Below are 23,967 nucleotides of genomic sequence, written 5' to 3'. Positions count from 1 at the left end.
GCGCCAGGCCTGGTTCGTACCCCTCTCCCGCGTGCGGGAGAGGGTTTGGGGCGAGGGTGCTCTTCAGCGCTGATTGAACGCGTACTTGCCCGGCCCGATCAGCGCGACCGCGGCCGCGGTGGCCAGATACATCATCTGCAGTTCGATCGCCCAGCCGCCCTGCTCGTTGAGGTGGCCGATGTCGCCCTGGTGCACCAGATAGAGCGCGACGATCATGTTGAGCACGATCAGGATGCCGCCGATGCGCGAGAAGAAGCCGGTGATCACCAGCAGCGGCGCCAGCACTTCGCCGGCCAGCACGCCATAGCCGAACGAGGCAGGGAAGCCCTGCGTCTCGACCATCTTCATGATGCCGTCCAGGCCGCCATCGAGCTTGCTGACGCCATGCAGCAGCACCAGCGACCCGAGGGCGATGCGAAGGATGAGCTTGCCGAGGTCCTGCTGGGTATTCGTGTTCATGGCGACTCCCCAAGAAAGGTGGATCGATGATAGTCCAGCCCCGCGCCAGTGCATGGCGCGGTGCGGTAAACCTTGCGGCCAGGCTGGGTCAGCGCGGCAGCTTCACACGCAGTCCGTTCCAGGCCAGCACCACGCCGTCGGCGCTGATCTCGTCCACGACAGCCGGGCCGATACGGTCGCCCTCGGTCACGCGCGCGCCGTCGATGATGGCGAAGCGCTGCGAGGGACCCTGGCCCCACATGTGCATGCTGATCTTCAACGGCGGCAGCTGCTGCCGATCGGCGGTGCTGAGGTCGGACAGGCGCAGCGGCGCGACGGTCGCGGGGGCGGGCGAGGGTTCGGCCCGGGCCGGGCTTGCCGGCTCGGGCGGCGCTTCGATCGCCGGTGTCGGCGCGGGCGCCGTAGCGAGGGTTTCGCGCGGCCTTGGCGGCGCCGCGGACATGGCCACCACCGGGGCTTCCACCACGGGCGGGTCGGGCTTCGCCGGGGCCTGCGTCGCAGGAGCAGTTCTCGCAGGGACAGGTCCGGCGGTAGCAGGTCCGACAGGTGCGGGCGTGAATCCCGATGGGGTCATCGTTGAAGTAGCGGGGAGCGATGCGGTCGTCGCAGGCCGGGGCATGGCGGCGGTGGGCATCGTGACCGGTGGGATCGATGCCCCGTCGCCGAGGACGGATGACGGTGCAATCTCTGATGGAGTCGGGCCGGTGTCGACGAGGTCGCGCGCGTCGACAGCTGCAACGGCGTTGGGGGCACCCGTCGGGCTTTCGTTCCAGTATCCGCGCGCGGCCCAGCCGGCAATGGCCAGCGTGCCGGCGACGAGCGCGAGCCACTGCCACGGCAACATCCGCTTCGCCGTGCGCCGAGATGGCGGCGGCAGTTCGGTGTAGAGGTCGGGCGACTGGCCGCGGCGGCGCTCGGCTTCGGATTTGCGCAGGGCATCAAGAATCAGCGACATGCCTTACTCCAGAACCCGTTGCAGGCGTGGACCCATTTCACCGGCAGACAGCGCCAGCAACGTTTCCGGACCGACGACGCCGTCGGTGTCGAGGCCTCGCGCGCGCTGGAAGCGGCGCACCGCCTCGATCATCGCATCGTCCAGCGTGGCCGACGGCCGCTGCGCCGGTTCGTAGCCCGGTGTCAGGCGCTTGCCGATCCAGCCGATGGCCGGTCCCTGCGCACCCATTGCCAGCGGTGCGTCGAAGTAGGCGGGGCCGCGCCACACTGCTGCATAGTCGCCGGTCCACAGGTGTTCCAGAGCCACGCGGCTGGTATCGACGGAAACGCCGTCCAGCGAAAGACGTACGGTGACCGCGTCGGCGCCCTGCAGCAACGCCCAGTGTTCCTTGCCGCCCGATTGCAGGCGCAGCAGCGCCGGACGGCCTTGCGTCGCCAGTTTGTCCAGCCGCGCCTGGCCGCGCACGCAATACACGCCGGGTGCGAGCGCAGCCGGGCAGGCCGACGCCGCGACGGCATCGGCATCGGTGGCGGGCAACCGCCACATCGCCAGCAACTGTCGCCAGGCCGGCAACGGCGACGGCTCGGCGGCGCCCAGCCGGGCGAGCAGACCATCCTCGTCCAGTCGCACCACCTTCGCCGCCGGCTTCACGGCCGTCGCGGTGTTCACGGGTTGCGCGGTTTTTGGCATTGCCTGCGCGGAGGTGTCGGGCGAGGGGCTAGGCGGGCGCGGCCACCAGGTCCACGCCGCCGCCGTCAGCGCGACGACGGCCACCACTGCGGTCGCGACCCGCCACACGGTCAGGTCGCGCGGTCGAGGCGGCGCCAGCGCCTCGCGCGCGGCGCGGTCGACCCAGCGTGCGTCGATCGAGGTTTCATCGTGCGCGTAGCCGGCCAGCAGCGCGCGTTCGGCGATCACGTTGACCAGCCGCGGCACGCCGCCGGAATGGGCATGGATGCGCCGCACCGCCGCCGACGAGAACGGGAAGCGCTGTCCGCCGGCGACGCGGTAACGGTGGCGCAGGTACTCGCCGGTCTCGGCCGCGTCGAGCGGCGTCAGGTGGTAGCGCGCGGTGATGCGCTGCGCGAGCTGGCGCATGTCCTCGCGCGCGAGCATCTCGCGCAGCTCGGGCTGGCCGAGCAGGAGGATCTGCAGCAGCTTCTGCGTCGGGGTTTCCAGGTTGGTCAGCAGCCGCACCTGCTCCAGGGCCTCGACCGACAGGTTCTGCGCCTCGTCGATGATCAACACCACGCACAGGCCCTGCGCGTAGGCGTCCAGCAGGTAGGCGTTGAGCCGGTCCACCAGCGCCTTGACGCTGCCGCGAGCACCGTCCAGGTCCAGGTGCAGTTCCTCGCAGATGGTTTCCAGCAATTCCACCGGCGACAGGCGCGGGTTGAGCACCAGCGCGACGCGGGTGTTCTCCGGTACCTGCTCCATCAGCAGCCGGCACAGGGTGGTCTTGCCGGTGCCGACCTCGCCGGTCAGCTGGACAAACCCGCCGCCCCCGCCCTGGCCGATGCCGAACAGCAGGTGCGCGAGTGCGTCCCGATGGCGCTCGCTGAGAAATACGAAGCGCGGATCGGGCGTGATCGAGAACGGCGGCTGCTGCAGGCCGTAGTGCTCGAGATACATGCGCGGACCGTGTGTGATGGCGAAGTCCCCACTAGCCTGCCATGAAAAACGCATCAGGCCACGCCGACCGGCCTGAACGGCGCAGCATGACGGCTATTCGGCGGCGCCCTTGGCCTCGGCGGTGCCCAGCACCTCCGGATGCTGCAGCGGCCGCGGTGAGCCGAGCAGGGGATGGATGAACACCGCCGCCAGGATGACGGCGACTCCGACGTAGAACAGCTTCGTGAGTTCGTGTTGCTCGCCCAGCAGCAGCGCCGCCAGCACGATGGCGTAGACGGGTTCCAGATTGACCGCCAGTTGCTGCGCGAACGCGCTCATGTGGCGCAGCGCCACCAGCGACAGCGTGAACGGCAACAGCGTGCACGCCAGGGCCAGGCCGAGCAGCAGGGCGAGGTCGCGGCCGCCCGGTACCACCAGCAGTTCACCGGCGAACACAGGAAACAACAGCGGCATCACCGGCGCGAGCAGGGTGAGCATGACGGTGCCTGCGCCCAGTTCCAGCGCGGTCACGGTGAGCGGATCGCCGTGTTCGACCAGGCGCTTGTTGAGCGAGCCGAACAGCGCCACCAGCAACGCCGACACCGCGCCGACCGCGATGCCCGCGCGCATGCCGGCAGGCACGCCGCCGACCACCAGCACCACGCCCGGCAGCACCATCAATCCCAGCGCCAGCTCGCGCTTGGAAAAACGCGTGCGCGTCAGCCACGGTTCGATCATCGCCACGAACACGGTGCCCAGCGCCATGCACGTCGCGCCGACGGAAGCGTTGGAGAGCTTGATCGCGCCGTAGAACGTCAGCCAGTGCAGCGAGACCAGCGCGCCGATGCCGCAGTAGGCCAGGATCAGCCGCGGCGTCATCGACCGCAGCCCGCGCCACACGCGCGGCACCAGCGCCAGCGCGGCGATCACCAGCAGCATGCGCCACCACACCAGCGGCAGCGCCGGCAGTGTGATCATCTTGCCGAGGATCGCGGTGAAGCCCCAAAGCAGCACGCAGAAATGGATTTGCAGGTGGGCCTTGCTGGTCGGGTTCATCGGATGGGGGCTGAATTCACTGCCCGCTATTCTCGCCGCAGTCGGGGCGATGTGCGCGCGGCGGTTGCCTGCGACAATCTCGGCATCACCGGATCGACCTGGAATCCACAATGAGCGCGGCCCTCATCGCCCACCTGCAGGACCTGTGCGCGCAGTCGGGTCACCTGACGGCGCGAGCCATGTTCGGCGGCTACGGGATCTACCTGGACGGATTGCTGATCGGCGTGCTGATCGAGGACGCGCTGTACCTGAAGGCCGATGACCAGACCTCGGCTCGGTTCGAGAAAGCGGGCGGTGCGCCGTATGTGTACATGGGCCAGCAGCGCCCGATCGCGATGAGCTACTGGTCGCTGCCGGAAGAGGCGCTCGAATCGTCCGAGGCGCTGCAGCCGTGGCTGCGCCTGGCGCAGGAGGCGGCGCTGCGCAAGCCGGCGAAGAAGCCGGTGACGAAGTCGCGCAAGCCGGCTCGGTGAGGTCGTTCCGGCGAACGGGTTCCGCGTTCGCCCTGGCTCAAACGACCTGGGTCAGCACCCAGTCCACAAACGCCTGCGCCGCCGGGCGAAGCCGGCGATGCGACGGGTACACCACGAAATAACTCCAGCGCGCCGTCAATGCCGGGCCGGGCAGGCGCTGCAGCCGCCCGCTGTCGAGGTAAGGCTGCGCGATGCGTTCGCGTGCCAGCACGGCACCCAGTCCGAACGCGGCCGCGCTCATCGCGTCGGTGCTGTCGCTGAAGGTGTAGCGCTCTTCGAGCTTGGGGCCGTGTACACCGGCGTGCCGGAACCAGTCGTGCCAGCCCTGGCGGGCGTGGTCGGAGATCAGCGGCAGTCGCGCGATATGGGCGGGCTCGCTGACCGCGTCCAGTCCCGGGTAGGTCGGCGCGACGACGGGGAACAGCCGGTCGTCCATCAGCAGGTGCGCGGTCAGCCCGGGCCAATGGCCGGGACCGTGGCGGATGCCCAGGTCGGGGCCACCCTCGTCGAAGCGCGTCAGCGCGATCTCGGTATCGACGCTGATCCGGATGTGCGGATGGCGTTGCCGGAACTCCGGCAGGCGCGGCATCAGCCAGGTATAGACCAGCGAGTGCAGGGTGGTGATGCGCACCCGATCCTGCTCGTCGCGGCTGCCGTGGAGGCTGCGCAGCACGCCGTCAACGTCGGCCATCGCGCTGCCGGCGGCGTCGGCCAGCTGGCGGCCCTCGGCGGTCAGGGACACCCCGCGCGCATGGCGCTGGAACAGGGCCACGCCCAGCCGCGCCTCGAGCTTGCGCACATGGTGGCTGACCGCGCTGGCGGTCAGGTGCAGTTCCTCGGCGGCATGGGCGAAGTTCTGGTGGCGGGCCGCCGATTCGAACGCCGCCAGGGCCGGTAGCCAGTCCGCGCGCAGGGCCATACGAGCCTCAAATCTGGTTTGTGTCTGACCGGCAAAGTATGCGCTTGTGGCGCTTGCGAGGCACTGGAAAATAGACGCTTGGCAAGAGCCAGATTGTCGTCGGGTCGCGCAGGCCCGCCAGTTCCGTCCCGAATCCGTGAGCAAGCGATGAGCGAGGTGCGCGTGTTTTCCAATGATGAACTGCAGGCGATGCCGATCGACGACGTCCCCGCCATCGAGATCGGCGAGGGCTGCTCGCGTCGCGACCTGCCCAGCAACCCTGGCGTGCGCGTCTGGGTGGTCGACATGGCGCCCGGTGCGCAATGGCCGTACTACGACCATCACGACACCGGCGAGTCTTTCTACGTCATCAGCGGCGAGGTGATCGAGGGCGAGGCGCGTTACGGCGCCGGCACCTACGTCGCCTTCGCGCCCGACAGCCGCCACCGGCCGCGCACCGAATCGGGCGTGCGCCTGATCGGCCTCAACGTCAGCACCAGCGCCTTCCTCGCCGCCGGCGGCAGTCCCGATTCGATCACGCACAGCTTCCATCCGACACAGGGCTGAGAGCGTCACCCACACCAATCCTCCCCCACGAGGTTTCGATGAACAGCGTCGCTACGGCATCCCCCCTTTCCGACACGCGCGAGCGTGGCTGGCTGACACCGCTCGAACTCGCGCTGCTCGGTGCGATCTGGGGCGCCTCGTTCCTCTTCATGCGCGTGGCCGCCCGCGACTTCGGCGCGATGCCGCTGGTCGAGGTGCGCCTGGCGCTGGGCTCATTGGTGCTGCTGCCGTTCCTGTGGCGTGCGCGTGCGCAGTTCCCGGCGAAGTTGTGGCCAAAGCTGGCGATCATCGGCGCGATCAATTCGGCGGTGCCCTTCATGCTGTTCGCGTGGGCGGCGCAGCGGGCCCCGGCAGGAGTCGGTGCGATTGCCAACGCGATGACGGTGCTGTTCACCGCATTGGTCGGTTTCCTGTTCTTCGGCGAGAAGATCGGTGGACGTCGGGTGATGGCGTTGCTGGTCGGTTTCGCCGGCGTGGTGGTGCTGGCCAGCGGCAAGACCGCCGGCGCCAGCATCGGCTGGGCCGTGGCGGCCGGTGCGGGCGCGGCCTTCCTTTACGGTCTCGGCCTCAATCTCGTGCGCCGGCACCTGACCGGCCTGCCGGCGGCGGCGGTGGCATCGGCCACGCTCGGAGTTTCGGCGCTGCTGACGTTGCCGTTCGCGATCGCGCAGTGGCCCGAGCAGGCGATTCCGGCCAGGTCCTGGTTCTCCGCCGCCATGCTCGGCGTGCTGTGCACGGGCCTGGCCTTCGTCATGTACTACCGGCTGATCGGGCGCATCGGCCCGGGCCGTGCTTCCACCGTGACCTACCTGATCCCGGTGTTCGGCGTGGCATGGGCGTGGTTGCTGCTGGACGAGCCGCTGACCGCGACGATGGGCATCGCCGGCGCGATGATCCTGGGCAGCGTGGCGCTGAGCCAGCGCGCCGGGAAGTGATGCGATGGCGCACACGTCATTGGTCGACAAGCGCGTCGTGTTCGATTTCGAGATCGCCTTCAGCAATGGAGGCGGCCTCAAAGGCTGGGATTTCCGACTGGATATCGACGGCGACGACATCGACGACGCCGCGCTCGCCGACTACATCGTCCAGGACATGCGCCTGTTGATGGTCGGCACCGTTCGCATCGACAACAAGCGCATCATCGAGGAAGCGCACAAGCGGCGCGCGTGAAGCCATCGAGGCAAATGCGCTGTTCGCAGATCAGCAAATTGGAGGCAACCCTCTCCCGCAAGACGGGAGAGGAAGCAATGACTCGCGCCGTCACGCGCGCGGCTGGTGCACGACCCGGATATAAGGCTTCTCCGCCGTCCAACCATCCGGGAACAGCTGCCGGGCATCGTCATCGGACACCGACGCGGCAATGATCACGTCCTCGCCGGGTTGCCAGTTCACCGGTGTCGCGACCTTGTGCTTGGCCGTCAACTGCATCGAATCGATCACGCGAAGCACTTCGTCGAAATTGCGCCCGGTGGTCATCGGATAGATCAGCTCGAGCTTGATCTTCTTGTCCGGACCGATCACGAAGACATTGCGCACGGTCTGGTTGTCCGCTGGCGTGCGGCCCTGCGCAGTACCGGGAGTCTCGGCCGGCAGCATGCCGTAGGCCTTGGCCACCTTGAGTTCCGGATCGCCGATCATCGGATAGTTCGGCGCAACGCCCTGGGTTTCATGGATGTCGCGCGCCCAGCGCTTGTGATCGTCCACCGAGTCCACGCTCAGGCCGATCACCTTGACGTTGCGCCTGTCGAACTCCGGCTTGATGCGCGCCATGTAGCCCAGTTCGGTCGTGCAGACCGGCGTGAAATCCTTGGGATGCGAAAACAGTACGCACCAGCTGTCGCCGATCCAGTCGTGGAAGGAGATCCGGCCTTCGGTGGTATCGGCCTGGAAGTCGGGGGCGGTCTCGCCAATGTTGAGTGCCATGGTCAACTCCTGCAGTAGCTCGGATGCGCCACGTCACGGGCGCCGCGCTCCCCACAGCGGCTGCGACCGACCTTGCCGGCGCACCCCTTCGACAGCCACCGTCGCGATCTTACGCCGTTGCGCGCAGCTCGAATGCGTATTCAGATCCGCTGGCGTTCGGGCGCACGGCCTTCGTTTCCGGCATCCCCGGACGCATTGGCGAGGCGATGCTGCGCGCGAGCCAGTCCCGCGCCCGTCAACGCCCAGGTCAGGGCAATGGCGGCACCCACCAGTGCGGCGATCGCGGGTTGGTGCGCCAGCATGTCGACCAGCGTCTTGGCCCAACCGCTGACCGCGTCGCCGCCGCGATAGACCACGGAGTCGATGAAGTTCTTGGCCTTGTACTTGGCTTCGGTCGGCACCACGGTGAACAGCATCTCGCGACCGGGCCGCACGAACGCGTACTCGCCAAAGCGGCGAACCACCATCACCACCGCCAGCACCGCGAACGTCGGAGCCAATGCCAACCACAGAAAACCCAGCATGGTGACCACCGGTACGGCCACCAGCAGCACCCATATCCCCAGGCGCTGCACGATCCTGCCGGTGATGAACAACTGCGAGACGACCGTCAGGCTCTGCACGATGAAATCGATGGTGCCGAACACCTGCGTCTGGTCGGCACGGTTCGGAAAGTGCATCTCCACCAGCCGCGCCTGCTCGAAATAAAGGAACGTGCTGACGCTGGCCAGTAGCAGCACGAACGCGGAAATGCCAAGCAGGTACGGCGATGTCAGCACCGTGGTGATACCGGCGAAAGGGCTGCCGCCGAGCGGCCGCTGGCGTGCGCTGGCGGTCAATTCCTCATGCACTGGCTGCGCGTCGCGCCAGCGCTGCAACTGCCGCGACGCGACGATGGCCGCGATCAGCAGGACCGAAGCCAGCCACAGCAAACCCTCATGGCCGATCCGCTCGACCAGCGCGATGCCGATCAGCGGACCGACCAGGCCGCCCAGGCTCGCGCCCGCGGCCATCAGCGCGAACACGCGCTTGGCCTGGGCGGTGGGAATCAGGTCGACCAGCACGCTCCAAACCACCGAGATGGCGATCAGGTTGAACACCGAGATCCAGATGTAGAACGTGCGCGCGATCCACAGGTTCTCCGGCTGCCAGCGGAAGCCGATCGCGAACAGCATCAGGTTGGCGGCGAAGAACCCGAACGTCCACGGCAGGATGCGACGCCGCTGCACGCGTCCGGCGATCCACCCGAACAGCGGCATCGCCGCCAGCGTCGCCAGGAACGTGCCGGTGAACAACCACTGCAGGTTCTCCACGCCACCTGCAATCCCCATCGTCTCGCGCACCGGACGCAACATGAAATATGCAGCGAACAGCAGGAAGAAGACCAACTGCGCAATCAGTACAGGCGCCAGTTCGTCTTCGGCAATGCCGAAGATCCGTGCCACCCACGCCATGCCCTTGCTCATCGCACCGTCAGCCCAGCGCCGCGACCAGTGCGGCACGCTGCTTATCGTCGAGCATCGGGCCGGTACCCGCCTTCAGATTGTCCAGTTGATGCCGCGGCTTGGACGTGGCCGGGATCACCACAGTCACCGCCTCCGGGCTGAGCACGAACTTCAGGATCAGCTGCGCCCAGGAGTCGGCACCGACGTCCTTGGCCCACGTGGGCAGCGGCTTGTCGCGGACTTGTGAGATGAGGCGGCCGTCCTCGAAGGCTCGGTTGATCATCACTGCGATGCCGAGGTCCCTGGCCATCGGCAGGATGGTCTGCTCGATGCCGCGCGATACCGGCGAGTAGTTGATCTGGATGAAATCGGGCTTGTGCTTGCGCATCTCCTGCGCGAGCTGTGCCTGTCCGTCCTCGCGGTAGTGGGTCAGGCCGGTGTAGCGGATCTTGCCCTGCTGCTTGAGCTCACGCGCCAGCGCGATCTGGGTGTCGGTGTCGCGCAGGTTGTGGACCTGCAGCAACTCGACCTTGTCGGTCTTCAGCCGGCGCAGCGAGTCCTGGAACTGCGCCAGGCCCTCGTTGCGGCCGGTGACGCCTGACAACTTGGTGGCCAGGAACAGCCGTTCGCGCACTTTGGATTCGGCGACGAGATCACCCAGCACATCCTCGGCCGAGGAGTACGTCGGTGCGGTATCGATCAGCTTCGCGCCTGCGGCTACGAAAGTCGCCAGCACCTCGCGCAGCGAAGCGCGCGCATCGACGTCGCCTTCCACTTCGAAACTACCGGACGTGCCCATGCCGATGACGGGGATTTTTTCGCCGGTGGACGGGATCGCGCGTGTCAACAAGGTTCCGCTGAAGGCAGCGGGCGCAACGGGGGCCGACGCAGTTGCAGTTGCCGGCGACGCGGGCTGGCTCTGTTCGCGGCTGCAGGCGGCCAGCGGCGCCAACGCGACGCCCGCGGCGGCGAGGGTGGCAGTGGTGAGGAAATCGCGACGATTGGCCATGGCTTGCTCCCACCTGGAATTGGAACGTCGAACCCGGCTGACCTTCGACCTAGCGGATGGCAACGGCCAGTGCCGTAAGGCAGGGTCGTTGCCGACGTGCTCAGCTGGCGCCGAGCCTTTTCAGCAGCGCCATCGCGGCGGCCGGGTTGCGCTCCTTGGCGCTGCTGATGAAGAACACGAACACTTCGCGCGATGCCGGCGGCTCCGTCGCCGGCGCGAGGCGGGGCAGGTCGGCAGGCTCGCCGCCCCGTGCCCACTCACGCAGACGCCCGCTCCACTGTTCGAGTTCGGCGTCCGGATAGCCGGTAGGGACATCGCTGCGCGAGCGCATCAAGCGCGCATAAACGAAATCAGCAGTCACATCGGCGAAGGAGGGATAGTCCGGCGAATCGGTGAACACCGTGGCCATGCCGTGGCGACGTGCGAGCGCGACGAAGTCGGCATCGACGAAGGCCGGGTCGCGAACGTCCAGTACATGGCGCATTGCGCGTCCGTCGACCGCGTCGGGAAGCAGTTCGACGAACTGCGCGAACTCGTCGCGATCGATCTTCTGGCCCGCGTCGAACTGCCAGACGATCGGCCCCAGCCGATCGCCGAGCGAGACGATGCCGCCGAGGAAGTCGTCGACCTGCGGTCCGGTTTTCGCCAGAGCGCGCGACTGCATGATCCGCATCGGTGCCTTCGCCGAGAACACGAAGCCTTCCGGCGTCTCCGCCGCCCACTTGGCGTAGGTCGCCGGTTTCTGCATGCCGTAGTAGGTGCCGTTGACCTCGATAGCGGTGAGTTGGCGGCTGGCGAATTCCAGCTCGCGCCGTTGCACCAGACCCTTCGGATAGAAGTTGTCGCGCCAGGGCGCATAGGTCCAGCCGCCTATGCCGACGCGGATGCCTTCTACGGGCTTGGGCGGATTGGAAAACAGATCCATCAGGTCTCCGTCCATGGGTTGTAAGTGCCGAACCACCACAAGTGGCCTTCCGGATCGCGGCAGGCATAGCCACGACCGCCGTATGCCTGGTCGGCGATCTCGATCTCGATCTTCGCGCCGGCGGCCTTGGCCTGGGCGTAGTGCGCATCCGCGTCGGCGACGATCACGCAGGGACTCTGCGTCTCACGCATGCCGATCTCGTCGGGCTGGGCGATGCGCGTGCCCCACTCGCCTTCCTTGCCGGCGGTGGCGACCATGATCATCCCGGTGCCGTAGACGAGTTGGGCGTGATGGACCACGTCGCCGTCGGCATACACGGCATGCTTCCCGAACCCGAACGCGCGGCACAGCCACTCGATCATCGCCGGCGCGTCGCGGTAGGTCAGGGCGGGGATCACGGTGCTTCCGGTGAGGGGGGAGGGCATGGTCGTCTCCGGAGATCAGGCGCGGAAGGATAGCCCGCACCCGGGTTAAGCCGATGTCGCGCCGCACCACCATGCCGTTCGGGCTGTTGCACAATCGCAGTCCCTACAGGAACACCCCTACAGGAACAGGATCCAGGCATGGCCACTTACACCGGAAGCTGTCATTGCGGACGCATTGCCTACGATGTCGAGGGCGAGATCGACCAGGTGCTCGACTGCAACTGCTCGATGTGTTCCAGGCGCGGCGGGCTGTTGTGGTTCGTCCCGCGAAAGGCGTTGAAACTCAAGACGCCGGAGTCCGACTACGCCACCTATCACTTCAACACCCACAAGATCGACCATCACTTCTGCCCCACCTGCGGCATCTCGCCCTTCAGCGAAGGCAAGATGCCCGACGGCAGCCCGATGGCGTGCGTCAACGTGCGTTGCCTGGAGGGTGTCGACTTGGCCTCATTGAAGGTCGTGCCCTATGACGGACGCTCGCGGTAGAGCCGCACTTCGTCGGGTGGAAGCAAGACTTGCCATCCGCGTCCGCGAGCGCCTGGACGACGCCAGGTCTCCGTAAAAAGAGAAAGGGCCCCGAAGGGCCCTTTGCTCTGGCGATCAGACGTTCAGGTCGTCACTTGATCGGCTCGTCCAGCATCATCTCGCGTACGAAACGCACAGGTGGCGCGCCATACGACAGCACCTTGTCGTGGTAGGCCTTGGCGTTGAACTTGTCGCCCATCTTCGCCTCCACCGCCTTGCGCATGTCGAAGAACTCCTGCGCACCAACGAAGTAGGTCGGCAGCTGCGCCGAGGTCAGCTGCGCGCGAACCCACTTTCCGGAGGCTTCGCGCTCCTGCTGGAAAGCCTGCTTGGTCATCAGTTCCATCGCCTGCTCGCGCGTCCAGTTGTCGACGTGCACGCCCTGGTCGAGGATCGCGTTGGCGATGGTGCGCAGGTAGAACTTCAGCTGCACCAGGCGGAACAGCGGATCGTTATCCAGATAGCCGGCGTCGGCCATCATGTCCTCGGTGTAGACCGCCCAACCCTCGGCGAAAAGGCCCGAACGAAGCACCGAGCGCAGCACCGAGTACGACTTGGCCGAGTGCACGCCCTCCAGGTAATGGCCCGGCATCGCCTCGTGGATCGACAGCAGGTGGATCATCCGGCTGTTGTACTCGCGCAGGAACGAGTCGACCTGTTCCTTGCTCCAGTCGTCCGGAATCGGCGAGATCGCGTAGTAGGTATCCAGGCCCTTGTCGAGCGGGCCCGGCGAGTCGCAGTAGGCGACCGCGACGCCGCGCTGGAATTCCGGCATCAGGATGACCTTGACCGGATCGTTGGGCACCGTGACCAGGTCGTGCTCGCGCGTGAACTTGGTCGCGTCGGCCAGGGTCTGCTTGGCGAAGTCGACCACCTTGTCGCGTGCCGGGCGGTCGGCGTAGGCCAGTTCCATCGCGGCTTCGATCGCCTTCTGCTGCTGCTCCGGTGTCGGGTTGGCCGGCATCGCCGGCGCGCCGGCTTTGTCCTTCAACACGGTCTGCGCGATCGCGTACATCTCGCCGCGCACGCGCTTGAGTTCGCTCTCGGCGCGCTGCTTGATCTCTGCGCGCGACAGCGACGAGTTGAGCGAGTACTGCAGCTTCTCGTCGTACAGCGTCTGGCCGAGGCGGAAGTCGCCCTTGGCGTTGGGCACCAGGGTTTCGTCCAGCCACTTCTGCTGCTCGGCGACGGCCTTGCGCAGCCCGGCGACGGCTTCGTCGAGCTTCTTGCGGTCCTCGCCCTGGACCTGGTCGGCGTACGGCATCACCAGTCCGTCGATCAGGCTGAGCAGGCCGGCGTTCTGCTTGGCGACGGTCTCGGCGTGGATCTTCGGCACGCGTGCCGGGTCGAGGTTCTCGCGCATCTGCGTGAACAGCGTCGGGATCTTCTCCATGCGCGCCGTAGCCGAACGCAGGCGCTGCGGCATCGGCGCGAAGTCGCGCGCCATCAGGTTGTAGATCGCGCCGCCGGCCAGGCCGCTGTAGACCTGCGGATCCCAGGCCCAGCTTTGCAGGGTTTCCAGGTTCCAGATGTCCGAGCGCAGCTGGTTGCGCAGAATCGCCGCATCGATCTGGTTCTCGCGCGAGAGCTTGCCGGAGTCGATCGCGTCGAGCTCGGTCAGCAGCTTCTTGCTGAAGTCGACCAGCTTCTGCCGGCCCGAGGCACTCAGGTCGTCGAGCTTGGCGTCGTAGTCGTGCTTGCCGATCTGGGTGGCGGCGACGGGATTGAGCGGCATCCAGCCGTCGAGCCACTGGCGGGAGAGTTCGCTCAACTTGGCATCGGTCGCGGCGTCGGACGTGGCGGCAGGCTGGGCGGCTTCGGCCGCGGGCTGGCTGGGAGCCGGGGTCTGCGGCTTGCAGGCGGCAAGGCCGACGCCGAGCAGGGCCAGGGCGAGCAGGGACGGACGCAACGGATGCATGGACGATCTCGGACAGGCGGCAACGCCGCGATCCGGCGAGGATATCGCTCCGGGGGGCTGGGCAACATGGGTCATTGGTTGAGGGGCGCGCGGAGCGGGTCGGGCCCGTTCGGTGGGTTCGTGGAGCCAAGGACGCCATCGACCGGATATCGTTCGCGCAGGGAGAGCACGTGTCACAGGGGGACATGGTGAAAAAAACCATCTTGTTGGCCGCATGGCTGGCGTTCGCGGGCGCGGCTCGGGCGGAAGGCCCCACCCTCGACGATTTCCTGAAGCGCCCGCAGTACGAGTCGATGTCGATATCGCCGGGGGGTGACTATCTGGCGGCCCGGGTCCCGATCGAGGACCGCACGTTGCTGGTGATCGTCAGGCGCAGCGACATGCAGATCACGGCCCGGCTCGACCCGGGCAAGGACGGTTTCGTCGAGTCGGAGTTCTGGGTCTCGAACACGCGGCTGTTTGCGTCGATTTCGATGAAGTTCGGCACGCTGGAGCAGCCCTACGAGCTGAACAACCTGCAATCGGTCGACGTGGATGGCCGGCATGGTCGCGCGTTCTGGGGCAATGTCATCGACCCGTTGATAGACGATCCGGAGCACGTGCTGACGTCAGATTGCCGCAAGGTCACCGCGAACGATTGCTGGTCGCGCGTACGCAAGACGCGAACCGACGGACTCGGCGAGCGCGAGGAAATCGTCGATGCGCCCGTGCCCAATGCCGATTTCCTCGCCGATCGTGCCGGCACCGTCCGCTTCAGCTGGAACTGGGACCCGGACGACCGCCAGCAGGTGTACCTGCTCCGCGACGGGCGCTGGGACTTGATCAACGACGAGGACACCAGCGGTGTCGAGATAACTCCGATCGGCACCAGCTACGACAGGCGGTTCGGCTTCCTGTCGAGCGAGCGCAAACAGGGCACGGATGTCATCGAGCGCATCGACCTGCGCAGCGGCGAGCGCACGGTGGTCGCCACCGACGAGACGTCCGATCCCGACAGCCTGGTGTGGTCCTTCGACGGCCACGAACCCATCGGTGCGGTTTACGGTGGGTTGAAGCCGCAGATCCGCTTCTTCGATCCCGGGCATCAGCACGCCGCGTTGATGCGGGAACTGATGGCGGCGTTTCCCGGCGAACTGGCCCGCGTGACCAGTGCCAGCCGCGACGGGAGCAGCGCGCTGGTTACCGTGAGCAGCTCCACCGAACCCGATCGCTTCTACCTGCTCGACACCACCAGCGGCGATCTCAAGCTGCTCGCCCGCAGCCGGCCGTGGCTGCGCGGCGCGTCCATGCGTCCCACTCGGGAGGTGGAATTCAAGGCGCGCGACGGTCTCATGTTGAAAGGTTGGTTGACCTTGCCGGAAGGCGGGGGGCCCTATCCGCTGGTGTTGATGCCGCACGGCGGCCCGTTCGGCGTCGCCGATGGCTGGGTCTATTCCGACGACGTGCAGATGCTGGCCACGCGCGGCTATGCCGTGCTGAGAGTCAACTTCCGCGGCTCGTCGGGACGCGGCCGCGATTTCGAGGAAGCGGGCTACCAACAATGGGGCCGCGCGATGCAGGACGACCTGACCGACGCCACGCGCTGGTCGATCGCCAGCGCCGGCATCGATGCGTCGCGGATCTGCATCTGGGGCGAGAGCTATGGCGGCTATGCGGCCCTGATGGGCGCGGTGCGCGAACCCGACCTGTACCGATGCGTGATCGGCATGGCCGGTCCATACGACCTGCCCACGATGTACCGATGGGGCGACACGCAGCGCTCACGCTGGGGCCGCCGCTTCCTCAACCGTGCGCTGGGCGAGGACATGGCGCAACTGCGCGATGCTTCGCCCACGGCCCATGCCGACCGGATCAGGGCCCACGTCATGCTGGTGCAGGGCATGCGCGACCGCCGTGTTTCGCCCGAGCACTTGCGGGCGATGCGACGCGCGCTGGATACGGTCGGCAAGCCATACCAGGGTTATTTCCCGCCCGACGAGACCCATGGGTTCTACGACGATGAAAATCGCCGCAGGTACTATCAGACGGTGCTCTGGTTCCTCGATGTCGATCTCAAGCGCTGAACGGCTCACTTCGCGCGGATGCGGTCGCAGTGGGTATAGACGTTGACCGATTCGCCGCGCGCGAATGCCGCCAACGTCATACCGGCGTCGTCGGCGGTGCGGATGGCCAGGTCGGTCGGGGCGGAGATCGCCACCACCAGGCCGATGCCGGCGGTGGCCGCCTTGTGCACGATCTCGTACGAAGCACGCGAGGTGATGACGAGGAAGCCGTCGGCGGGAGCGAGCGCGGGTTCGTGCAAGGCTAACGCACCGATCAGCTTGTCGAGCGCGTTGTGCCGGCCGACGTCCTCGCGCACCAGCAACTGGCCACCGTGGGCGAAACCGGCGGCGTGCACACCGCCGCTGAGGGCGTTGAGCGGTTGCCGCTGCGCCAGCATCGCGAGCGCGGCGCGGATATCGCCCAGCGCCACCGCTTGCGACGCTCCGACTCGCGGCACAGGGCGCAACGCCGCCTGCAGCGATTCGACGCCGCACAGTCCGCAGCCGCTGCGACCTTCCATCCCGCGGCGACGCTCCTGCAGCGCATCGAAGCGGGCTTGCGGAATGGCCGCGTGCAGGGCGATGCCTTCCTCGTGGCGGACGACATCGACCAGTCGGAATTCAGCGGGCGTGGCGACGATGCCCTCGCTGAGGGCGAAACCGAGCGCGAAATCCTCCAGCGCATGCGGCGTGGCCATCATCACGGCGAAGGACTCGCCGTTGTAGAGCAGCGCCACCGGCGCTTCGACGATCACGCGGTCGTCGTGCGGCACGCGGGCATCGTCGCGCAGACGCAGCGCTTCCACCTGTTGCAGGGCGTCGTTCATGTCGGCTGGCATAACTGCCGTCCCTTTGCGGTCAGCCATAGCAGCGTGCGCTCGCCGTCCTGGCGTTGCTCGACCAGGTCCAGGCCGTCGAAGCGCTGATCGCCTCCCAGTGCCACCAGCAGCCGCTGCAGTTCGCTCAGGCCCAGCCCGAGCCGCTTGGCGACACGATGGATCGACTGGCCATCCTCCTGTGCCAGCAGTCGCAGCAGCGACAGCACCGGATCCTCGCTCATCGTCCGTGGCCCACGGTCATTGCGCGGCGACCGCGCTGCGACTCAACCGCACCGGGATCGATTTGGAGGCCGGCGTGCGGGCTCGTTCGGCATGGTGCTCCAACGGCACTAAGGCGTTGGTCTCGGGAAAATAGCTGGCCAGGCAGCCGGGCGGGATGTCGTATTCGACCAGGCGGAATCCCGTCACTTTGCGCTCGCCGTCGCGCCACAGCGAGGTGATGTCGACCATCTCGCCGTCGCGCAAGCCCAGCCGCTGCAGGTCGTGCGTGGAAATGAAGCACACGCGCCGCAGGCCGTGCACGCCGCGGTAGCGATCGTCGAAGCCGTAGACGGTGGTGTTGTACTGGTCGTGCGAGCGCACGGTCATCAACTGCAGCGCCGCCGTGGAAGGGACTTCCGCCAGTGGATGGAAGAAGAAGCCCGCCTTGCCGCTGTCGGTCGGGAATACGCGCTCGCGGCCGGGATGGTGCAGATGGAACCCGCCGGGAACACGCACGCGCTGGTTGAAATCCTCGAACCCTGGAATGACCTGGGCGATGCGTTCGCGGATGCGGTCGTAGTCCTCGATCAGCCACAGCCAAGATGTGCGGCTGCGTGGCAGCGTGGACGCCGCGAGCCGCGCGACGATGGCCGGTTCCGACAGAAGGTGCTCGGAAGCCGGCGGATTCATCCCGGAAGACAGATGCACCATGCTCATCGAATCCTCGACGGTCACGGCTTGCGGGCCATCCGCCTGCAGGTCGATCTCGGTGCGGCCCAGGCACGGCAGGATCAGCGCCTGGCGTCCGTGCACCAGGTGCGAGCGGTTGAGCTTGGTGCTGACGTGCACGGTGAGCGCGCAGCGGCGCAGCGCTTCGTGCACATGAGCGCTGTCGGGCGTGGCCGCGGCGAAATTGCCGCCCATGGCGAAGAACACTTTGGCGCGGCCGTCGTGCATCGCCTCGATCGCCCCGATGGTGTCGTAGCCATGCTCGCGCGGCGGCCGGAAGTTGAATACCTGGCCCAGGCGGTCGAGGAAGGCGGGCGCGGGCTGCTCGTAGATGCCCATCGTGCGGTCGCCCTGCACGTTGGAGTGGCCGCGCACGGGGCAGGGACCGGCGCCGGGCTTGCCGATGTTGCCGCGCAGCAGCAGCAGCGCGGCCAGCATCTGGATCGTGGCGACGCTGCGCGCGTGCTGGGTGATGCCCATGCCCCAGCACAGGATGGTCGCGTTGCTGTCGATGTAGATCCGTGCGGCCTCCTCCAGCTGGGCGCGGCTGAGGCCGGATTCACGTTCCAGGTCGGCCCACGGCGTGGCCCGCAATGCTGCGGCGAAGGCATCGAAGCCGATCGTGTACGCGGCGATGAACTCGCGATCGACGGCATCGCGCTCGACCACGACCTTGGCCAGCGCGGTCGCCACGGCCAGGTCGCCGCCGATGCGCGGCTGGTAGTACTCCGAAGCGATCCGCGTGCTGCCGCCGCCGAGCATCTCGGTCGGCGACTGCGGGTTGGCGAAGCGCTCCAGGCCGCGCTCGCGCAGCGGATTGAATGCGACGATGCGGCAGCCGCGCCTGGACGCGTCGCGCAGCTCGCCGAGCATGCGTGGATGGTTGGTGCCGGGGTTCTGCCCGAAGATGAAGATCGCTTCGGCCAGCTCGAAATCCTCCAGCGTCACTGAGCCCTTGCCGCTGCCGAGCTGTTCGGTCAGCGCGACGCCCGAGGCCTCGTGGCACATGTTGGAGCAGTCGGGCAGGTTGTTGGTGCCGTATTCGCGTACGAACAACTGATAGAGGAAGGCGGCCTCGTTGGAGGTGCGGCCGGAGGTGTAGAAGATCGCTTCGTCCGGCGATGCCAGCGCGTTCAGCGCAGCGGCGATCGTCGCGAACGCCGCGTCCCAGCCGATCGGCTGGTAATGGCCGCTGGCCGCGTCATAGACCATCGGCTCGGTCAGTCGGCCTTGTGCTTCGAGGAAGTGATCGTCCTGCCGCGCCAGCCACTCGACGCCGTGCTCGGCGAAGAATTCGCGGGTGACCCGCTTCGACGTCGCCTCGTTCGCCACCGCCTTGACGCCGTTCTCGCAGAACTCGAAGGTCGAGTGCGGGTTGCGGTCCGGCCAGGCGCAGCCGGGGCAGTCGAAGCCGCGCGGCTGGTTGGCGCGCAGCAGGGTGCCGGCGCCCTTGAGCACCACCCGTTGCTCGCGCAGGGCATGCCAGGAACTCTTCAGGGCATCCCAGCCGCCGGCGGGCTTGTCGTAGGAATCGATGGGTTTCTTGTCGGACATCGCAGCTATCGGTTCGGGCGCCGGCCTATGTCGAATGATAGGCCGTTCCCCGCAAGCCGGCGTGCCCGGCATGCGGGGTCTGCGAAGTCGGTCGGCTGCGGCGGCTCCACCTGCCGCTGGTTCAGCGCTTTACCCGTGGCTCACTCGTCTTCGCCCTCGAACTCGACGAACACGTTCAGGTCGTAGGCCAGCGACTCCACGGCATCGCGTACTCGTCTTGCCGCGGAGAGGCTGGGCGCATCGATTTCGATCTCGTGGGAATCGGCGCCCCCGATCAGGTCGCTCAGGCCGGCCGAACTGGAATCGGCGTCGTCCATGTGCGGCATCAGGTCGGCCACTTCCTCGACGTGTTCGATGCCGTCGATGCTGACCAGCAAATTGCCGATGGCGCGGACGGCGTCTTCGCTGCCGGTGACTCGCATACGCAGGAGAGGCATGACACTTTCCTTCGCGGACGTGGCGGGCGTGGGAGGGTTTTACGAGGCTATTGAGCCGCGGGATAAGACCGCGTGATGGTCGGCGGCCGGCGAGTACGCAGGTGTCACGGCGATGGAGTAGGGTTGATCCCATGAATACGGTCGTCCGCCATGCCACGGTCACGCTGCGCCCGCTGGAGCGCGGCGACCTGCATTTCGTCCACGTCCTCAACAACAACCGCAGCGTGATGGGCTACTGGTTCGAGGAGCCGTACGAATCGTTTGTCGAGCTGGAAGAGCTCTACCGCAAGCACATCCATGACCAGTCGGAGCGTCGCTTCATCGTCGAGGACGCCTCGCACGAGCGGGTGGGACTGGTCGAGCTGGTCGAAATCGACCACCTGCACCGTCGCGCCGAGTTCCTGATCATGATCGCGCCCGAGCAGCAAGGTCGTGGCTACGCCCGTGCCGCGACCCGGCTGGCGATCAACTACGCCTTCCGCGTGCTCAACCTGTACAAGCTGTACCTGCTGGTGGACGTCGACAACACCCGCGCGATCCGCATCTACGAAGACGCGGGCTTCCAGCGCGAGGGTGTGCTGATCGACGAGTACTTCAGCGACGGCCGCTATCACGACGCGGTGCGTATGTGCCTGTTCCAGCATCAGGCGCTGGGGCGCGGCGAGGATCGTGGCGGCGGTTGAGCTCCGCCTCTTTCAGTTTCCCTCGTTCATTGCCGTTGCTCCCTCTTTTCCAGGAGCGATGGTTGGAGACTCCGGATCACCCTTTCGCCGGAGGCGTCCGCGCCGGCAACGGCACGTTGCACAGGTCGATGTGGCCGGCAGGCCGCTTGTAGAAATCGTCGCGGCGGTTGCGGCGCGCCTCGACCAACTCGTCGAACAGCGGCGTGTCCGTGCGCAGCACTTCGAGGGCGGTACGCTCGTTCTGCGGCACTTCCGAGGCCAGGCGAATGGCCTTGATCGCGGTGCGCTGCTCGGGCTTCTCGTAGAAACCGAGCGGGCCGGTGCCGCGCGGCAGCACCGACAGCAGCTCCATGCCCTGCACGACGCGGCCGACCGTGGTGATGTTGCGGTCGAGCTGGCGCGGCGACTGGCCGATCACGACGTACAGCTCTGTGCCGTTGCTGGAATCCGGAGCGATATCGCGGCCGGCGCCGACCATGCCGTAGCAATGTGCCAGCCACGCGGTCTTCGAGGCGGGGTCGCGCGCGGCCGGGAACCCGTCGGCAAAGCCGACCTGCGGCGCCCAGCCGTCGCGGTCGGGCAGGGCATGGAAATCCAGTTTGTCGCTACTGCGGCTGAACTCGGCGGGCAGCTTGCTCTTGGCGCTGCCCAGCGGCTTGCGCGCCTTCTCGTCCTCGGCACCATCGCCCCACTGCACGACGAAGTTGTCCTGCGAGCGGTTGATGCTCAGTCCGTTCCAGTAACCCTCGCGCGCCAGCGTGCGCAGGTTGGCGACGTGCGCCGGGGCGAAGTCCGGTGCCAGTTCGATCACGACACGGCCCGATGCCAGCTCCAGGTAGAGGGTGTTGCCGGGATCGAGCGCGCGCCAGTCCGAAGGCTTGGAGGCGTCGAGGATTTCCTGCATCGAACGAGCCTTGGCCGCTGACGGCGTCTGGCCGTTGGCCTGGGCTGCGAACAGGGCAAGCATCAGGGCGGCAGGCAACAGGGCAGCAAGCAGGCGCGGCTTCGGCACGGTGGAACTCCAGGCGGATGAGCGCCTGATTCTGCACAAGCCTTGCGGTGACGGCCAGAGCGGCTCAGTGCGCGGCCGCCGAATGGTGGGCGGTTGCGCCGTTGCCGCGGTGCGGTCGCGTCGATGCCCGCTTGCGGGCGGTCTTCGCGGCGGATTTGCCGGCCGCTTTCTTCGCCGTCTTCCTTGCGGTCTTGCGGGTCGCCTTGGCAGGCGTCTTCCGTGCGGTCTTTTTCGCGGTTTTCTTCGCGGTCTTCCTGGTGGCCTTCTTCGCGGTTTTCCTGACGGTCTTCTTTACCGCCTTCCTTGCCGGTGCTTTCGCGGTCTTCCTGGCTGTCTTCCTAACGGCCTTCTTCGCCGCCTTCTTCACCGCTTTCCTGGCGACCTTCTTCGTAGCCTTCCTGGCAACCTTCTTCGTTGCCTTCTTCGTTGCCTTCTTCGCCACCTTCCGGGTGGCCTTCTTCGCGGCCTTGCGCGGGGTCTTGGCAGCGGACTTGCTGGCGGATTTGCTGGCGGTCTTCCTGGCGGACTTGCGGGCGGTCTTCTTGCGGCCCGAGCCGGAGCGCTTGCCGCCGCCGCTCATCTTGTTGACGGTGGCCCAGGCAATGCGCTCGGCGTCCTCTTCCGATCGCCCCTGCTCACGCTCGCTGTCCTCGATGTGTTCGGCCTGGCGCTTCTGTTTATCCGTGTAGGCGGACTTGTCTCCACGTGGCATGGCATGCCTCCCGGGTCGCGATGGCGGCGACAAGTCATCTCATTAGCAGGAGGGCGGTCGACGCAACGGCAAGAAGGCCGGGCGTTACTAATGGCATGCGCACTATAGTGAAGTTGAGCATAGTGTTGAGTCCAAGATAGCTCCGGCCTCCCTCCGCCATGACCGACTTCGACAGCCACCTGCGCAAGTTCCAGAAGGAGCTCAGTGCCGGAACCGTGTCGCTGGCCCTGCTGGCCGTGCTGGGAGCCGCCAGCGAGCCGATGTACGGCTACCAGATCGCCAAGCGCCTGGAGCGTTTCGGCGAGGGCGTGCTCAGCGGCAAGCAGAGTGCGTTGTATCCCGTGTTGCGCAACCTGGGCGCGGCCGGCCTGCTCGACAGCCACACCGAGCCTTCGGTGGCGGGACCGCCGCGTCGCTACTACCACATCACCGACGCCGGTCGGGCCGTCCTCGACGAGTGGTCCGCCGCATGGCGCGCTACCCGCGATTCCGTCGATTCCGTCCTTGAAGGACTCAGCTAATGAACGCGTTCAATCCCGGTACCGCCACCTTGCCGTCCACCATTCCGCAGTATCTCGAACAGCTGCGCCGCTCGCTGGCGGGCGCCGACCCGGCGCTGGTGCAGGACGCCCTGTACGACGCCGAGGAATACCTGCGCTCGGAGCTGGCCGAAAATCCCGGCAAGAGCGAGGCCGACGTCATCGCCGCTGTCGCCGGCAGCTACGGCGCGCCGGACGAGGTCGCCGACATCTACCGCGACACCGAGATCAAGGTGCAGACCGCGCTGCGTCCGCCGGCGCCGCCGCAGCGCAAGTCGGCGCTGGGCCGCTTCTTCGGCGTGATCGCCGAGCCGCGCACGTATGCGGCGCTGTTCTACATGCTGCTGTCGCTGGCCACCGGCCTGTTCTACTTCTTCTGGGTGACCGTGGGCGTTTCGATGTCGCTGGGCCTGGCGGTGCTGATCATCGGCATCCCGTTCGTGATCCTGTACTTCGGCTCGGTGCGCGTGTTGTCGCTGGTGGAGGGCCGCATCGTCGAGGTGATGCTGGGCGAGCGCATGCCGCGCCGGCCGTTGTACAGCACGCGAGGTCGGCCGTGGGCCGAGCGGATCAAGGAGCTGTTCACCGACCCGCGTATCTGGGGCACGCAGCTGTATTTCCTGCTGATGCTGCCGTTGGGCATTCTCTATTTCACGCTCGCGGTCACCGGACTGAGCGTGTCGCTATCGCTGATCGCGTCGCCGATCGCGCTGCTGTTCGGCTTCGGCACCGGTATGTCGATCGATGGCAATGGTCTGATCCTGGAAAGCGAGCCCTGGGCCTGGCCGCTGGCGATTGCGGCCGGCGTGGTGATCCTGTTCGGGACGCTGCACCTGGCGCGTGCCATCGGCGCCATGCACGGCGCGCTGGCCAAGCACATGCTGGTCAAGTCGGCGCAGTACAGCTGATATGAGGCAATGCGTGGCCGGCCACTGATCGGCCGGCCCACCAACCGGGTGCCGGGCGGGGCATGGTCGTGCGACCAGGCCCTCCGCATTCGCCCCCGGTTTTTCCGGTTTCGTCGTCC

Annotated in this window: 26 protein-coding genes; 10 read left to right on the top strand and 16 right to left on the bottom strand. The window is 67.0% G+C overall.

Annotated features, from left to right (window positions below):
* Positions 1–63: 63 nt before the first annotated feature.
* The 4 genes from J2X06_RS09655 to J2X06_RS09640 form a co-directional block, all read right to left on the bottom strand.
* Positions 64–459 carry a DoxX family protein gene (locus J2X06_RS09655; RefSeq protein ID WP_310061598.1) on the bottom strand — a complete coding sequence of 132 codons (396 nt, stop codon included), beginning with the start codon at positions 457–459 and terminating at the stop codon, positions 64–66.
* 88 nt (positions 460–547) lie between these two features.
* Positions 548–1,414 (bottom strand): general secretion pathway protein GspB, encoded by an 867-nt coding sequence (locus J2X06_RS09650; RefSeq protein WP_310061595.1) that lies wholly within the window; start codon positions 1,412–1,414, stop codon positions 548–550.
* A 3-nt stretch (positions 1,415–1,417) separates the two neighbouring features.
* Positions 1,418–3,046, bottom strand: coding sequence for an ExeA family protein (locus tag J2X06_RS09645; RefSeq protein ID WP_310061593.1), 1,629 nt, complete (start codon positions 3,044–3,046; stop codon positions 1,418–1,420).
* 93 nt (positions 3,047–3,139) lie between these two features.
* Complete coding sequence (locus J2X06_RS09640) at positions 3,140–4,081, bottom strand: DMT family transporter (protein WP_310061591.1); 942 nt, start codon at positions 4,079–4,081, stop codon at positions 3,140–3,142.
* A 110-nt stretch (positions 4,082–4,191) separates the two neighbouring features.
* On the opposite strand from J2X06_RS09640, the gene J2X06_RS09635 reads away from it, so the two are divergent.
* The gene (locus J2X06_RS09635; protein ID WP_310061587.1) at positions 4,192–4,554 is read left to right on the top strand and encodes a TfoX/Sxy family protein; all 363 of its coding nucleotides are present in this window, start codon (positions 4,192–4,194) and stop codon (positions 4,552–4,554) included.
* A gap of 37 nt (positions 4,555–4,591) precedes the next feature.
* Here the strand turns inward: J2X06_RS09635 and J2X06_RS09630 are convergent, their stop codons facing one another.
* Positions 4,592–5,473, bottom strand: a complete 882-nt coding sequence (locus tag J2X06_RS09630; RefSeq protein WP_310061585.1) for a LysR substrate-binding domain-containing protein — start codon at positions 5,471–5,473, stop codon at positions 4,592–4,594.
* 147 nt (positions 5,474–5,620) lie between these two features.
* On the opposite strand from J2X06_RS09630, the gene J2X06_RS09625 reads away from it, so the two are divergent.
* The 3 genes from J2X06_RS09625 to J2X06_RS09615 are packed head-to-tail and all read left to right on the top strand — an operon-like array spanning position 5,621 to position 7,189.
* Positions 5,621–6,019, top strand: a complete 399-nt coding sequence (locus tag J2X06_RS09625) for a cupin domain-containing protein (protein ID WP_310061583.1) — start codon at positions 5,621–5,623, stop codon at positions 6,017–6,019.
* 38 nt (positions 6,020–6,057) lie between these two features.
* Complete coding sequence (locus tag J2X06_RS09620; protein ID WP_310061581.1) at positions 6,058–6,954, top strand: DMT family transporter; 897 nt, start codon at positions 6,058–6,060, stop codon at positions 6,952–6,954.
* Positions 6,955–6,958: 4 nt separating this feature from the next.
* Positions 6,959–7,189 (top strand): cyclase, encoded by a 231-nt coding sequence (locus J2X06_RS09615; protein ID WP_310061578.1) that lies wholly within the window; start codon positions 6,959–6,961, stop codon positions 7,187–7,189.
* Positions 7,190–7,279: 90 nt separating this feature from the next.
* Here the strand turns inward: J2X06_RS09615 and J2X06_RS09610 are convergent, their stop codons facing one another.
* From J2X06_RS09610 to J2X06_RS09590, 5 genes are all read right to left on the bottom strand, one after another.
* Entirely contained in the window at positions 7,280–7,942 is a 663-nt protein-coding gene (locus J2X06_RS09610; RefSeq protein ID WP_310061575.1) for a peroxiredoxin, read from the bottom strand.
* A 140-nt stretch (positions 7,943–8,082) separates the two neighbouring features.
* A complete protein-coding gene (locus J2X06_RS09605) occupies positions 8,083–9,444 on the bottom strand; it encodes an NTP/NDP exchange transporter (RefSeq protein WP_310061573.1) in 1,362 nt (453 codons plus the stop codon).
* Positions 9,416–10,396 carry an aldo/keto reductase gene (locus J2X06_RS09600; protein WP_310061571.1) on the bottom strand — a complete coding sequence of 327 codons (981 nt, stop codon included), beginning with the start codon at positions 10,394–10,396 and terminating at the stop codon, positions 9,416–9,418. Before J2X06_RS09600 ends, J2X06_RS09605 begins: the two co-directional genes overlap by 29 nt.
* 100 nt (positions 10,397–10,496) lie before the next feature.
* Entirely contained in the window at positions 10,497–11,324 is an 828-nt protein-coding gene (locus J2X06_RS09595; RefSeq protein WP_310063580.1) for a DUF72 domain-containing protein, read from the bottom strand.
* The gene (locus J2X06_RS09590; protein ID WP_310061568.1) at positions 11,321–11,746 is read right to left on the bottom strand and encodes a VOC family protein; all 426 of its coding nucleotides are present in this window, start codon (positions 11,744–11,746) and stop codon (positions 11,321–11,323) included. The genes J2X06_RS09595 and J2X06_RS09590 overlap by 4 nt, the downstream gene beginning before the upstream one ends.
* Positions 11,747–11,884: 138 nt before the next feature.
* Here J2X06_RS09590 and J2X06_RS09585 point away from each other — a divergent pair, with 138 nt between their 5' ends.
* The gene (locus J2X06_RS09585; RefSeq protein WP_310061566.1) at positions 11,885–12,235 is read left to right on the top strand and encodes a GFA family protein; all 351 of its coding nucleotides are present in this window, start codon (positions 11,885–11,887) and stop codon (positions 12,233–12,235) included.
* Positions 12,236–12,365: 130 nt separating this feature from the next.
* On the opposite strand, the gene J2X06_RS09580 is transcribed toward J2X06_RS09585, so the two are convergent.
* The gene (locus tag J2X06_RS09580; protein ID WP_430539561.1) at positions 12,366–14,192 is read right to left on the bottom strand and encodes a DUF885 domain-containing protein; all 1,827 of its coding nucleotides are present in this window, start codon (positions 14,190–14,192) and stop codon (positions 12,366–12,368) included.
* Between the two features lie 188 nt (positions 14,193–14,380).
* Between J2X06_RS09580 and J2X06_RS09575 the strand changes: the two genes are divergently transcribed.
* Positions 14,381–16,255, top strand: coding sequence for an alpha/beta hydrolase family protein (locus J2X06_RS09575; protein ID WP_310061563.1), 1,875 nt, complete (start codon positions 14,381–14,383; stop codon positions 16,253–16,255).
* Positions 16,256–16,260: 5 nt separating this feature from the next.
* Here J2X06_RS09575 and fdhD read toward each other — a convergent pair whose 3' ends face one another.
* The 4 genes from fdhD to J2X06_RS09555 form a co-directional block, all read right to left on the bottom strand.
* Positions 16,261–17,061, bottom strand: a complete 801-nt coding sequence (fdhD, locus tag J2X06_RS09570; protein WP_310061561.1) for a formate dehydrogenase accessory sulfurtransferase FdhD — start codon at positions 17,059–17,061, stop codon at positions 16,261–16,263.
* Positions 17,058–17,294, bottom strand: a complete 237-nt coding sequence (locus tag J2X06_RS09565; RefSeq protein WP_310061559.1) for a helix-turn-helix domain-containing protein — start codon at positions 17,292–17,294, stop codon at positions 17,058–17,060. Before J2X06_RS09565 ends, fdhD begins: the two co-directional genes overlap by 4 nt.
* A gap of 16 nt (positions 17,295–17,310) precedes the next feature.
* Entirely contained in the window at positions 17,311–19,557 is a 2,247-nt protein-coding gene (locus J2X06_RS09560; protein ID WP_310061557.1) for an FdhF/YdeP family oxidoreductase, read from the bottom strand.
* Positions 19,558–19,697: 140 nt separating this feature from the next.
* Complete coding sequence (locus J2X06_RS09555; protein ID WP_310061554.1) at positions 19,698–19,994, bottom strand: hypothetical protein; 297 nt, start codon at positions 19,992–19,994, stop codon at positions 19,698–19,700.
* Between the two features lie 131 nt (positions 19,995–20,125).
* Here J2X06_RS09555 and speG point away from each other — a divergent pair, with 131 nt between their 5' ends.
* The gene (gene speG / locus J2X06_RS09550) at positions 20,126–20,677 is read left to right on the top strand and encodes a spermidine N1-acetyltransferase (protein ID WP_310061551.1); all 552 of its coding nucleotides are present in this window, start codon (positions 20,126–20,128) and stop codon (positions 20,675–20,677) included.
* Between the two features lie 76 nt (positions 20,678–20,753).
* Here speG and J2X06_RS09545 read toward each other — a convergent pair whose 3' ends face one another.
* Positions 20,754–21,644, bottom strand: a complete 891-nt coding sequence (locus tag J2X06_RS09545) for a peptidylprolyl isomerase (protein ID WP_310063576.1) — start codon at positions 21,642–21,644, stop codon at positions 20,754–20,756.
* A 176-nt stretch (positions 21,645–21,820) separates the two neighbouring features.
* Between J2X06_RS09545 and J2X06_RS09540 the strand changes: the two genes are divergently transcribed.
* The 3 genes from J2X06_RS09540 (at position 21,821) to J2X06_RS09530 (ending at position 23,848) form a co-directional block, all read left to right on the top strand.
* The gene (locus J2X06_RS09540; RefSeq protein ID WP_310061548.1) at positions 21,821–22,378 is read left to right on the top strand and encodes a hypothetical protein; all 558 of its coding nucleotides are present in this window, start codon (positions 21,821–21,823) and stop codon (positions 22,376–22,378) included.
* Positions 22,379–22,559: 181 nt separating this feature from the next.
* On the top strand, positions 22,560–22,922 hold the full coding sequence (locus J2X06_RS09535; protein WP_310061546.1) for a PadR family transcriptional regulator: 363 nt from the start codon (positions 22,560–22,562) through the stop codon (positions 22,920–22,922).
* Positions 22,922–23,848: a sensor domain-containing protein gene (locus J2X06_RS09530; RefSeq protein WP_310061543.1), complete on the top strand. Its 927-nt coding sequence runs from the start codon at positions 22,922–22,924 to the stop codon at positions 23,846–23,848. The genes J2X06_RS09535 and J2X06_RS09530 overlap by 1 nt, the downstream gene beginning before the upstream one ends.
* The last annotated feature ends 119 nt before the right edge of the window (positions 23,849–23,967 follow it).

This window comes from Lysobacter niastensis (assembly GCF_031457115.1).
Taxonomy (GTDB): Bacteria; Pseudomonadota; Gammaproteobacteria; order Xanthomonadales; family Xanthomonadaceae; genus Lysobacter_J; species Lysobacter_J niastensis_A.
Note: the sequence above shows the minus strand (reverse complement) of the source record. Positions and strands in the feature narration are given on the sequence as shown.